The sequence below is a fragment of the Spiroplasma endosymbiont of Lasioglossum villosulum genome (assembly GCF_964020195.1).
Taxonomy (GTDB): domain Bacteria; phylum Bacillota_I; class Bacilli_A; order Mycoplasmatales; family VBWQ01; genus Spiroplasma_E; species Spiroplasma_E ixodetis_A.
The window spans coordinates 67,248-80,688 of record NZ_OZ026539.1; the positions used below are offsets into that span (position 1 = coordinate 67,248).

Consider the following 13,441-nt stretch of genomic DNA (forward strand, 5'->3'; position numbering starts at 1 on the left):
ATTGTGATTTGAAATGATTCAACTAAGGAATTAGCAAAAAAATTAAATACTAATTTTGTTACAGGTTTAACTGAAGAAGCCGCAGCTCAATTGCTAATAGAAACAGGACCTAATCAATTACCAGTTACGAAAAAAAAACCAATTTGAAAAATAGTTTTAGCACATTTTATTGAACCATTTGTTTTAGTATTAATTGCATTAGCAATTATTGCTACTGTTATTGGTCAATGACAAGAAGCATTAGTTGTTTTTTTAATTGTAATTGTTGATGCTACTTTGGCTACTTATCAAGAAGTAAAAGCTGCAGCTTCTTTGGACTCTTTAAAGAAATTAGTTTCTTCACAAGCAGTAGTAATTCGTAATGGTAATAAATACGATATTGATGCTAAAGATTTAGTGGTAGGTGATTTGGTTTATTTAGATGCGGGAATGTTTGTACCTGCTGATCTGCGTATTATTCAGTCTTATAATTTACGTACTAATGAATCACTTTTAACTGGTGAATCAACCTTAATTAGTAAAACTACTGAAGCATTAACTGAAGAAAAATTATCAATTGGTGAAAGAACTAATCTTGTTTTTATGTCTACTTCTATTGCGACAGGTAGTGGTCTTGGTTTAGTTTATGCAACAGCAAAAACTTCTGAAATTGGAAAAATAACTAAGTTATTACAAGAAGAAAAAAAACCTAAATCACCATTAACGCGACAAATGTCTTTTTTAATTAGAATAATTTCGGTTTTTGCTTTATTATTAGGTTTAGCTATGTTTTTATTACAATTTTTCTTAATTAAAGTACCTGCTATTAATGCTTTAATTTTTGGAATTGCTTTAACAATAGCAGTAATACCTGAAGGTTTGCAAGTTATTGTTACCGTTTCATTATCACTGGGAAGTTCAAGAATGGCAAAAAAACATGCTATTGTTAAACATTTACCTGCTGTTGAAACATTAGGTCAAGTTGATATTATTTGTTCTGATAAAACCGGAACTTTAACACAAAATAAAATGACTGTTAAAAAATATTATTTAACAAAATCAGTTAATGATAGTAATGACTTTAAAAAGAAAACTAAGCAAGAACAATTATTTTTAGATTGTTTAGTATTATGTAATAATAGTGAAGTTAGTAAAAATAAAACTATTGGTGATCCAACGGAAGCAGCACTTATTAATTGATCAGAAACATTAAAGTTTCCAACAAAGGCACTTAGTGATAAACATACTCGAGTTCATGAAATACCTTTTGATTCCAATCGTAAATTAATGTCAACAATTAATGAATACGATAAAGAAACTTATGTTTTTGTTAAAGGTGCGGTTGATAATATGATTAATATTTGTACTCATGCGCTTATTAATAATGAAAGGGTAGTATTAACTGCACAAATTAAAAAAGAAATAATTGCAAGTATGGAAGAAATGTCAAATTCAGCATTACGTGTTTTGGGAGCAAGTTATAAAACTGTTAATAATACGAAAGATTATAGTAATATTAGTGAAATTGAAAGTAATTTAACTTTTTTAGGATTAGTTGGAATGATTGATCCACCAAGAAACGAAGTTAAAGATTCTTTAGTTAAAACTAAAAAAGCAGGTATTGATACAATTATGATTACTGGTGATCATTTAAATACTGCTGTTGCTATTGGTCAAGAATTAGGTTTCATTGAAAATAAAACACAAGCACTTAGTGGTAATACGATTGATGATATTCCAGAAGAATCATTTAATGCTAATATTAATCAATATCGAGTTTTTGCTCGTGTTTCTCCTGAACATAAAGTTAAGATTGTTAAAGCATTGCAGAGTCATAATAAGGTTGTTTCGATGACTGGTGATGGTGTTAATGATGCTCCTAGTTTAAAAGCGGCAGATATTGGAGTAGCGATGGGTATTATGGGAACTGATGTTGCTAAAGAATCTTCACAAATAGTATTAACTGATGATAATTTTGCTACTATTGTTGATGCTATTGAAGAAGGACGCAATATTTACAGTAAAATTAAAAGAATTGTTATTTTTATTTTAATTACTAATATGGCCCAAGTATTTTCAATTGTTATTGGTGCTATTTTTGGATGAAATGAATTATTGCAACCAATTCAAATTTTATGAATTAATTTAATTGTTGAATCTGTTATTGCAATTCCAATGTCAATGGGACCTAATAACCCTGATTTAATGCTTAGAAAACCAACGAAACGGAATAATAGAATTCTTACTGGTAGTTGAGGATTTATTTGTATTGTTAGTATAATATTAAGTACCTTATTACTATTAGCTTTTCATTTTTTACCTCAAATTTTACGTGAAAATAATAGTGAAGGTTTTGTTTTTGTTATAATGACTAATGTTCCTGTTTTTTATGCATTTTCTTTTGTTTCAGGTGCTAATACAAGTATTTTTAATAAGATTACTTGAAAAAATAAATATATTTGAGTTGCGGCGATTAGTGCTTTTGCTATTAATACTTTTATTATTTTTACACCTGTTGTTAGCAATGCTTTTGGTATTGGTGCTGGTTTTCGGGTAGTTGATTGATTACTTTGTATTGCTTTATCAACAATATCAATGTGATTATTAGAAGTGTATAAAGGAATTAGACTTTTAGTTAATAAATTAATTAAAAAAGAACAAAATAAAGTAAAAGTTAAATAATATAGAATGGAAAATTAATAATGAGAATTATTCCGTATGAATTATTTAGTTATACACCAGATATGAGTTTAACTGCATTGCGTAAAGAACTACTAATGTATGATCATTGTTTAAATAAAAAAATTACAAATATGGCCATGCAACCATTTTTAGATTTGGAACGCAACTATTTTAATTTACTTTTATGTAAATGAGAATTAGAAATGAAAAAACGAAATCATTATGTTAATTCATTATTTAAATGTTATACTAAATACAATGATTTTGAATTTGTTGCAACTCCTGATTTTTTAATTATTGAATGTTGTATACAATGAGATTTAAAAGGTTTTCAGCCATATAAATGTAATTTAAATTGATATGAAATTATGATGATGACAATTAAAAATAAAGATAAAATAAATAAAGATTTTTATGAACAACTTTCTTTGTGGTATAAAGAAATGTTTATGAAAATTAATAATAATGGTTCTTTTAAACCTAAGAAATTAAATATGAATGTTGTTTTTGAAAAAATAAGTAATTTTTTATTAACAGCATAATAGTTTTTGAAAAAAATTTTGATTTTATTTTATAATTAAATTATAAAACACTCTAATAGAATGGAAATTTTATTTTTGAAATTAAACTAAATATGTTGTTGAATTGCTTCTATTTTAATTACCCTTTTTAAACAATTAACCCATTTACTTTGGCATAAAAGTAATGGGTTAAAATTATATATTGGATAGCAACTATATGTTATTAAATTTTGTGTATTTTCAATAGACTTCTTTCATGTTTGATTTAAAATTTACATTAGTTAATAATTTTAATAGCTTTTGGTAAAGTGACAGATATTAAATTAGTCATTCCAACAAAATCAATTGAATTTCATTGAGCAGTAATTTTAACTTTGACTATCTTACTAGTAGTTGATAAATCAATAGTAGTAATTCTATTAATACAATCTTCATCTATTATATCATATACATAATCAAGGTTTTTGATGACAATATCGCCATAACATATTTTTTGTACAGAATTATTGATGATTGAATCTAATGCATTTTCTATTTCTTCTTTTGTAACAGCATTTGGGTAAATAGCCTCAATTTGACTTGGACTATCAATATTAGTAATTTCGTTTAAATCATTTCATCATTGTAATAAGCAATAACTAATTGTAATATTATTTTTTTCTCCTTTAAATTTGGCTCCATTTTTAGCAACAATTTTAATATTTAAATTTAAAGTTAAAAAATCATTTGGTTTAAAAATATCAATAAAGTATAAATCTTTAAAGTAAAAATATTTTTCAAAAATTTTTATATAAACATCATAGTCATCACTTGTAATAGTTTTTAAACCTGACATTGCTACTAATTTTGCTTGTAATTTATTTAAAAATTCAGATTTTATATTTTTTTTAAATTTTAATGTACCTAAATTTATATTATTAGGAATTTTTGTTGAAATATCAATTTTTGTATCTTTTTTTGAGTCTGGTGTATCACAAGCAACTACAGTTAATGGTATTGGTGTTGATATTGCTAAAATTGATAATAATTTTAATAAATTTTTCATTTTATTTTTCTCCTTTAAATTCATTTACCTTCATATAAATTATATAAAATAAAACTTAAATACCATTATATAATATTATTCACGGCAATAAATAAGAATGACAAAAAATTTCTAAAATAAAGTGTAAAAATAATTAGTAGTTTTAATGATAAAAGTTATCAAAGTTCAATAATTATTGATATAACTAAACAAACAAATATTTCAGATATTTATATGCAAAATTATTTTGCAGAGAAAACTAAACCAGTAACATCAGATAAACAGCAGGCAATTGCAGTTTAAAGAAAATTCAAAAAAATGAATATCTTACTAAGTCAATTAGAAGGTATGTATAAAGAAAAAAATGATTTTAATCAAAGGATAATGATTATACATTAAGATTTGATAAGAGTCCTTTAATAAAAGGTATTATTGAAGGTAGAAATGTATTAGCGCATCAATTAATTTTTATTAGTCCATATCAAAAAATTAGTTATTTTCCTCACTTAATTTCTACTATATATTTAGTTTTGTGATATCTTTATGAAATAGATTACTAAAAATTTATTTAGATAATAATTGGAAATTAGATATCTTTACCACTTTTAATTGTTTTAATATCTTTTTTTAACTGCTCTTTTAAAAATTTAATATCATTCTCACTATTTTTTACTTTTTTTAATGCTTCAATTTTAACTTTAGTATCTTTTTTTAATGCTTGAATCTTATCATTTTTTTCAGTTCTAATTAACAATTTGGCTCCAACTTTCTTTGTTAAAATGTGTAAACCCCTAAAAGGGTATTTTTTTAATAAAAGTTTTTCATATTCAATTAATTCTTGATTGCGAGAAGCAATAACAGTAGCTTGTAAACCACCAGAAATATTAACTGCAGTTCTGCCCATATCAAATAAACCATCTAAAGCACCAATAATACCATAAACAGCAGCATAATAGCTACCAAAACCAAGACCACCTAAAACACCAGCTGTTACAACAGCAGCAGTTCCTGGTACTCCCGCAATTCCTAATGAAGCAACTAATGTTACAATTAAGCCATTAATAAATAAAATAGCAATTGTTCAGTTGGGGAAATTACCAGGAAGGATAAAACTAAATCATAAGAAAGATAAAATAATGCCAGCTTGCACTCCAGCACAGCCATTTAAACCTATTGTTGTTGAAAGCGGCATTACTGTATCACTACCCTCTTCTTTCACTTTTAAATCTTCTTTTAAGGTATTCATAGCAATTGGTAAAGCGGCATTAGAAGACTGAGTTGTAAAACCAGCAATAATTGGTTTCTGTGCTTTTAATAATCAACGATAAGGATTAATACCAAATAAATATAATGATAATAAATGTCATAAGAAAGTAATAAGTAGTGCTAAATAAGTGACTCCAATAATAATGCCAATATTAGCAAGTGCACCAATTGGTTGATTAATAATTGCTGTTGCTAGCATACTCATAACAGCAAATGGCATAATTTTAATAAACATCATTAATATTGAAATAATAATTTTTCATATTGTTTCTAAAGTGTTTCTTGCTTTGTCCATTCGTTCTTCATTATGCTTAGTTAGTTTTTTAATTGCAAATCCAATTAAAGCACCAAGGACAATGATTGGAATAATTAATGTTTGAGTAAAAACACCAATTAAGTTGCTAGGAACGTAACTAATGATAATTTCGGGAATTGTTTTGGCAGTAGTTTTATCGTAACTACCACCATCAGTTAAATTAAAACCTTGGCCAATTTTAAAAGCAATTCCTAGTCCAAAGGCAATAGTAAAAGCAATAGCCACATTTATTAATAAAATAGTAATACCAACTCCTGAAACTTTAGTTATTGTTTTTGAGTTACTATTTTTTTTACTAGTAATTCTAGCAATAGCTAAAAATACTAATGGAATAGTTAACATAGTAATACCAATAATAAAAATAGTTTTTAATAATTCAATTCAGTGTACAATTTCTGCAATTCAGGGTATATAGTCAGGATTGGGTTTTATTGGTGTTCCAGGTAAGTTAGGATAAGTAATGTTATGACTATTAAAACCAGTAATAGCTTGGATAGTAATACCAAAAATTAGTCCTAATCCCATTCCAGTAAAAATACGAATTGGAAATTTAAGTTTAGTTTTTTAATAAAAATAGAAAGTGCTAGGATAATACTAAAAAAGACAATTATCCCGATTAGACTTTGTCAGTGTGAAATACCAACAAAGTCTCTTAATAAGTTAATATTGTCATTACTAAGAGTTGTCATAGTTGCTACCTCATTCTTTTTATTTTTTATAGGTTATGACGATGTTACTTTTCTGCTTGCTATATGAATAATATCACTAGTACGAGCAAAAGGAGGTGAATAAACTAAATCTAAATTTTGTAAATCACGGATGTCCATTTTATTTCAAATGGCAGTAGCAAGAGCATTAATTCTTAATGTGGCATGATTATAGCCTGCCATTTGTGCTGCCAGTAATTGGAAATTTGTTTTATCATAAAATAGTTTCAAGTATAAAGGACGAGATTGTTTTAAGTATCTTGGTAGATCATAATCTTTAATATAAACACTACCAATTTTATTTTTATCAATCGTATCAAAACTACCAGTTTTTGTTATTTCTAAATTACCAACACGTAAAATACTTGATCCTAAAGTTCCTGGATATTTATGTTCTGGGTTTTTAATATTATCAGCAATAATACGTGCCATTTTATTAGCATTAGTTGCCAAGGGAACATATATTGATGATTTATCAAATTGACTATATATTTGTGCACAATCACCACCACTATACATATTTGAAAACTTTTTTGTAACATTTTCTTTAGAAGGAATTTGACAGAATTCGTTAATAATAATTGCTTTATTTTTATTTAATTCAATGTTGCTATTTTGTAAAAAATTCGTATTTGGTTCAAAACCAACTGCTAGTATTACTAAGTCACAAGGTATTGTTTTTCCATTTTTTTTATCACTTACACTTCTTAAACGCAAATCATTAACATTATTATGAGTCATCATTAGTTCTTCAACTTGATAGTTTAGTAAAATAGTGGCATTGTTTTTTGATTTAGTTTTATGATTAATATTTTTTTTGGTTAGTTCATCATAAATTAATTGGCTAAATTCTTTATCAACAACGTCTGCCATTAATCGATCTTTCATTTCAACGATTGTGACATCTTTTTTTTGTTTTAAGCATGCTTCTGCCATTTCCATGCCAATGAATCCACCACCAATAATAACTATTTTTTTAGCATTTTTCATTGCTTTTTTTAGATTTATGGCATCTTCTTTAGTAAAAACATTATAAACATTATGTGGCAAAATACCATGACTAAAAGGTGGCGGAATTTTTGGTTTGGCTCCTGTTGCAATAACTAAGGCATGATAAGATACAACTTTTGCTTTAGTTTTATCGTCTGTTGTTTTTTTGACATGAATTTCTTGTTTTGCTGTATCGACTTTAATAACATTTTGATTTAAATGAATTTTATTTTTATTTTTATTATTAGTTTTTTCTGAAAAATCTTTTTTTGTACGATCATTTAAAAGTTTTTTATCTTTAAATTCATTAGCAATATAATAAGGAATACCACAAGCACCAAGTGAAATATAGTTTTTTTCTTGATAAACATGGATATCAAAATTTTTATCACTATTTTTTTCACTACGTAATAATTTACTCGCAACTCCCATCCCAGTCGCGCCAGCACCAATAATAATAACTTTAATTTTCATTTTTATCATCGCTCCACTCTCATTAATTATAATATATATTTAATAAAAATATCAATTAATAGTGTTTATCTTAAGTATTGATTCATTTTTGAACAAATTCTAAAGTAGTGTCACTAATACCTTTATCAGTTACTAAATTATATTCATTAACAACTGTGTGGTCTAAATCACCAATTAAAAAACTTTGACCGTGGTTAGCATCAAGGATAGTGTATAATGAACTTTTTTTTGGTATTTCATATCGAATTTTTTCTTGAAATAATTCGTTAGCATTAGTGTAGTTAATAAAGTGATCATTTTGACCATGAAGAAATAACATTGGCATATCAGGTATTAGTTTTAAATATTTAATTGGTTGTATTTCTTGTAAACCATCGACACCAAATGTTTTTTGTGCTTTTTTACGACTTAATTTCAACATTAAATTAGTAGGTAAGAAAGCATAATTGTATAGTTTTTCACTATACGTACGATCTAAGCGACTAAATGTACAATCAGAAATAATGAATTTTACTTTTTGATTAATTTTATGTTTTGCATATAAATTGCTTCACATTACTACTGTTGCGCCACCTAATGAAAAACCATATAATCCTAAAGCAGTAGTTTCTTGTTTATATGTTTTACAACAGTATTCAATAATGTCTTGTAAATCTTGTGATTCTTTTAAACCAAAAGTTGTTGGTGATGCATCACTTTCACCATGGTTACGAGCATCATATCAAATAACATTGTAGCCAGCACGTAAAAAAATGAAAGCTTGTTTAAATATTCAAAATCTTGTATTAGTTATTCCATGTAATAAAATTATTGTTTTATTATTATTTTCATTTTTAAGGGGACTTTTTAAAAGATTACCGTATAATGTTAAATTGTCAATTGATGTTTTAATTGAAAAAGGAATTATATTTTCATGTTTTTCTAGGTATTCTCAATATTCAAAATACATTCGCCATTTTGCTAATTCAATTTTAACTTTCGGTTGAAATTGAGAATTATATTGCAAGCATGCTTTAAACATTTCAATTGAATTTATATTAACTTTTTGTCTTAATTTTATTCTATTAATACTACTTTGTTTCATTAGTTTTCCTCACATTTTAGGTCATACACTTTAATAGTCGATGTTATTTAATATTGTTGGTTTTGGTTTACAACGAATATATTTTTTGTATTTTTTATAAGGTATAAATTTAATATATTTGTATTTGCTAACTACGTGTTGTCCATTATTTTTACTATTTCGTCGTAAACAGGGTTTTACTTTTTTGATTTTAAAAGTACCAAAATTAGGAATAGTAATTACTTTACCTAGTTGGTTAATATTTTTAATTTCTTCAATTACACAATTAAAAACTATTTCAATATCTTGAATGTTAAATTTAGTTTTAACTGATACTCTTGCAATTAATTCTTTTGCGTTCATAAAAATCAACCCTATCTGTTTGCCCATATCCTTCTAATATTATTTTATATTATTTTATTTATAAAATGTAATCTATAAATTTTTCGTACTTTGCTTATTAATAATTTTATATATAAAAGGCATTTTACATATTTAATTTGAATAATTTTAACATTAAAAATAATAAGAATCAAAGATAAAAATTTCTTTATTATATTCAATAGTATAAGTAAGCATATTCCTTAACTATAATTATAATTTCTATATAATGTAATTACAAAAATAAAAGCGTTTGGCCATTGCTTTAGTTTTAAAGCAAGTGGTTTTTTATTTTTGAAAGAAAAGAAAGAGAGGTTTAAAATTATTCTAGAGATAGCGACAACAAATGTTTCAATAGGTGATATTGAAAATAAGATTAGAAAATTTAAAGAAAATTTAGAAATTTTTAAAAAAGAATTCACATTTTTCATAAATGAAAGTGTTGAGGAACAACGTAATTATAAACAAAGATATCAAGATATTTTATCAGAAGAAGAATTAGAAAATAGTAAATATGAAAAGGATTTATTTTATAAAGAAGATGATTTAAAAAACTTAAAAAGTAATATTGAAAATTTAACAAAAAGTAGGACTAATAATCAACTTAGAAATCAAACATTGGATGAAAAAATAGCAAAAGATCAAAAAGAATTAAAAAAAATAAGAAAAGAAATTAAAGCTTTGCAAAAAGATAAAGAAGAGTTTAAAGAAAAAAGCGTAAAGATAGATAAAGATACTTTTCAAGAAACTCAAAAAAATATTGAAGATTTCCAAACTACTATGAGAACAAAAATAAAATATGTTGAAGTAGTATCAACTTTAATTGAAGTTAATTCAAGTGATGCAAACATACAAAAGCATTGAGATGCATTATGAATCGATTATAATAATAAAGTTAAAAATTCAAAAGAAAGAGTTCATATTTTAGAAACAGAAATTTCAAATTGAAAAAAAGAAATTTCAGAAAATGAAATTAGTATTAAAAGCCAAGAAAAAGAAATAATAGTATTAACGCAAGAACAATTAAAGTTAGAAATTGATATAAAAAAAATTAAAGATAAAATTGAAAAAAATATAAAAGAAATAAGGGATAAATTAAGTGAAATTAATAATAAAATGAATAGTTGTTTTACTGAAAATAAATTGAATATAACCAAAAAGAGTAATGATATTATTAATTTATTTAATGAATTTAAAACTTTTCATGAAAAAATAAAAGAAGATTTTAAGTTTTTCATTACAATAAAAGAACAAGTAGATAAATTTTTAGGTGAATATTTTTTTATTAAAAACTCTAAAATTGAAAATTCTATATCAATAGTTGCTGATTATGATGCTGCACTTAAAATTATTATCAAGAATTTCACTACTTTTTTTGGAGAAAATAAATATGGTGAACTTTTAAAAAGTATAAAACAGTTTAATAACTATAAAGAAAGTAATGCTCAACAAGAATTACAACCATCAACTTCTAGTGATATCACTATTAATATCAATAATGAAAATAATGGTAAATGCAAATTATTTGATTTTGAAGAATTAAAATTAGAATCAGGATCAATAGTAAAAATGACTCTTAATTATTATAATTTTTTACAAGAATATAAAGGTCCATATTCTTATCTAATTTTTATTAAAGATGATAGTTTAAATGAAGGGAAGAATCAAAAAATAGCAAAAAACCTTTATTTTAATCCATTACTATTATTTGAAGATTGTAATGAAGAAGAACAAATGATTTTTAAAAAATTACAAAATAAAATGGCAAAAAACAGTAAAAAGAATTTTCTTTTTAATGAAAACAAAAAATTTGCTTTATTATGTACTAATGAAAATGATAGTTCGCAAAATCTTTTGTTTTTAATTGATTTTACAACATTAATTAAAATTCCTAAAAAGTTTATTCCATTAATGTATGATTATCAAAAAAAATATAATTTAAATCAAAAAATATGTAAAAAAATAGTTAATAATTTTGAACAAAAAAATAAAAAAGATTATAAATTTATGTTTATAAAATTTAGAGTACAAAATAATAATATTAAAAATTATATTAAAAATTTAGATTTATTATATGAAAAAATTTATCAACAAAAAGATCAATTACAAGAGTTAAAACATTTATTTTTTGAATTTAATGAATTTCTTGATTTAAATAAAAAACAGCAAAATATAAAAATAAGTGATTATGAATCTCAACAAACTAGTGAATTTCTTAAAGAAAATGATTTTGTATATAAAATGGTAAAAGAAATATCTAATATTTTAGATATAACATTAAATTCAATAAATTCAGATTGTTTGATAGGAAATTCTAATAATGTATTACAAATAGCAGATGTTGAATCAATAAACCAAGAAGTATCAGTTGGTCTAGTACTTTCTGAACAAAAGATAGCATTTACAAATAATATATAATCAAAAGTTTTAAACTTATAAATAATGCATATTTTCCAGATAATTAAATTATCTGGAATTTAAAATTAATAAGGAAAGAAATTTAATAATTTAATTTTTTTATATAAATTTTGAAATACTTCTATTTTTAACATTGATTTCTTCTCATGATTTTTCATCATTAATATATTTTTTAAATAAAATGGGAGCGTACCGATGTTGTCAATAAGATTCAAATTTGTCTTAAAATTATAAAGTTAGACGAGAATAATTTTGACTTCAATATGCAATTGTATGTTAATTTTAACACTTGAAAAATATTAGTCAATAATAATACTTACTTTTATAACACAAAAACTCTTATTAAAGTAAACTTTAATAAGTTTTATTTTATTTTTCATTTTTTTTAAAAATCTTTAATCTTAATTTATAATAACTGGATGGCAGTATTTATTTGATAGCATTTAAAATTAACCATTTTTGTATACATATCAATATTATAAGTTCTATCACCAATCATATGTTTTAAAATTTGTTTAATATTAGTTTCAGTAAAGCAACCAATATTTTCAACTAATGCTTGGTTTAATACACCATCTTTTGCATTAATAAAATAACCAACTTTTAATTTTTTATATTGTAAGGTTAATGATTGTAAAAAATCAATTAATTCATAATATTGACCTTTTTTAAATAAAGTTATTGCATTTTGATAGTGTAATTTAGTGATTTTATTTTTTCTTCTTCCAGCCATTATTCCAAGAAATAAAACATGAAAAGCATGAAATTTATCTAAAATAAATTTAGCATTTAAAATTGTAGCAGTTTTTCTAATTCATTTTGCACTATCACCACAAACTATTAAATTTGCTTGCTCAAAGTTTTCAAAATATAAATTACCATATTTTTGAATAAATTTAGCTGTTTTTTCTGCACCAATTTCTGTTTTTGATACTCTTATTTTACAAACTGCTCTTTTATTAATTAATTTTCCATTTTTCTTTTTACCAGTACAAAATACTAATAATCTCATAGAACATTTTTTACAATTTTTAGTATTGTGTTTTTCATTAAACTTAAATTTTCTATGTCCATCATCAATATTTATATATAAAGTTTGATTTTTTTCTAATACTATTTTAGGTATATTTGCTTTTGGTAATTCAAATTTTTGATATGTTCTACAAACTGTACTATTGCTTATTAAACCTTCAATAAAAGTATCACAAACATCACGATACTTTTTATCATCAGCAAAATATTTTAAAATTTGTTTAATAACATTTGGTGCAAGCTTACTATATTTTTTAACACCAAGATAGTTATCTAATAAGGATACGTATTCAGTTTTTTGTTTTTCTATGTTATAATGTTTATAAATACGCCGTTTATAAGTTAGTAAACCCTTTTTTGCTTTTAATTTTCTTTTTCTAAATCTATATGATTTATATTCAGATTTATCACATATACTTCATAAATAATCATCTATTTTGGAAAATAATTCTTCTGTTTGTTTTAAACTTAATTCATCTTGATTAAAATCATGTTTATCTCAATCAAAATTATTAGTAAATGGTAATATAAACATTTTTAATGTTCCTTTCTAATTTTTGTTTGTTAATAATTTAAGTTTAATTTTTT

General features: G+C 23.9%; 9 protein-coding genes. 3 read left to right on the plus strand and 6 right to left on the minus strand.

Going from position 1 to position 13,441, the window contains the following annotated elements; all coding sequences use genetic code 4:
* Positions 1–3: 3 nt before the first annotated feature.
* Together AACK81_RS00360 and AACK81_RS00365 are read left to right on the plus strand one after the other, a co-directional pair.
* Complete coding sequence (locus AACK81_RS00360) at positions 4–2,661, plus strand: cation-translocating P-type ATPase (protein WP_338961672.1); 2,658 nt, start codon at positions 4–6, stop codon at positions 2,659–2,661.
* Between the two features lie 20 nt (positions 2,662–2,681).
* Complete coding sequence (locus AACK81_RS00365; protein WP_338961674.1) at positions 2,682–3,203, plus strand: hypothetical protein; 522 nt, start codon at positions 2,682–2,684, stop codon at positions 3,201–3,203.
* A 256-nt stretch (positions 3,204–3,459) separates the two neighbouring features.
* Here AACK81_RS00365 and AACK81_RS00370 read toward each other — a convergent pair whose 3' ends face one another.
* The 5 genes from AACK81_RS00370 to AACK81_RS00390 all read right to left on the minus strand — a co-directional run bounded on the left by AACK81_RS00370 (position 3,460) and on the right by AACK81_RS00390 (position 9,385).
* Entirely contained in the window at positions 3,460–4,227 is a 768-nt protein-coding gene (locus AACK81_RS00370; RefSeq protein ID WP_338961677.1) for a hypothetical protein, read from the minus strand.
* 565 nt (positions 4,228–4,792) lie between these two features.
* Complete coding sequence (locus AACK81_RS00375) at positions 4,793–6,313, minus strand: dicarboxylate/amino acid:cation symporter (RefSeq protein WP_338961680.1); 1,521 nt, start codon at positions 6,311–6,313, stop codon at positions 4,793–4,795.
* A 197-nt stretch (positions 6,314–6,510) separates the two neighbouring features.
* Entirely contained in the window at positions 6,511–7,959 is a 1,449-nt protein-coding gene (locus AACK81_RS00380; RefSeq protein WP_338961682.1) for an FAD-dependent oxidoreductase, read from the minus strand.
* Between the two features lie 70 nt (positions 7,960–8,029).
* On the minus strand, positions 8,030–9,043 hold the full coding sequence (locus AACK81_RS00385) for an alpha/beta hydrolase (RefSeq protein ID WP_338961686.1): 1,014 nt from the start codon (positions 9,041–9,043) through the stop codon (positions 8,030–8,032).
* A gap of 30 nt (positions 9,044–9,073) precedes the next feature.
* Positions 9,074–9,385 (minus strand): HU family DNA-binding protein, encoded by a 312-nt coding sequence (locus AACK81_RS00390; RefSeq protein WP_338961688.1) that lies wholly within the window; start codon positions 9,383–9,385, stop codon positions 9,074–9,076.
* A 312-nt stretch (positions 9,386–9,697) separates the two neighbouring features.
* Between AACK81_RS00390 and AACK81_RS00395 the strand changes: the two genes are divergently transcribed.
* Entirely contained in the window at positions 9,698–11,821 is a 2,124-nt protein-coding gene (locus AACK81_RS00395; protein WP_338961691.1) for a hypothetical protein, read from the plus strand.
* Positions 11,822–12,227: 406 nt separating this feature from the next.
* Here AACK81_RS00395 and AACK81_RS00400 read toward each other — a convergent pair whose 3' ends face one another.
* Positions 12,228–13,388 (minus strand): Mbov_0401 family ICE element transposase-like protein, encoded by a 1,161-nt coding sequence (locus AACK81_RS00400; protein ID WP_338961694.1) that lies wholly within the window; start codon positions 13,386–13,388, stop codon positions 12,228–12,230.
* Positions 13,389–13,441 lie beyond the last annotated feature (53 nt).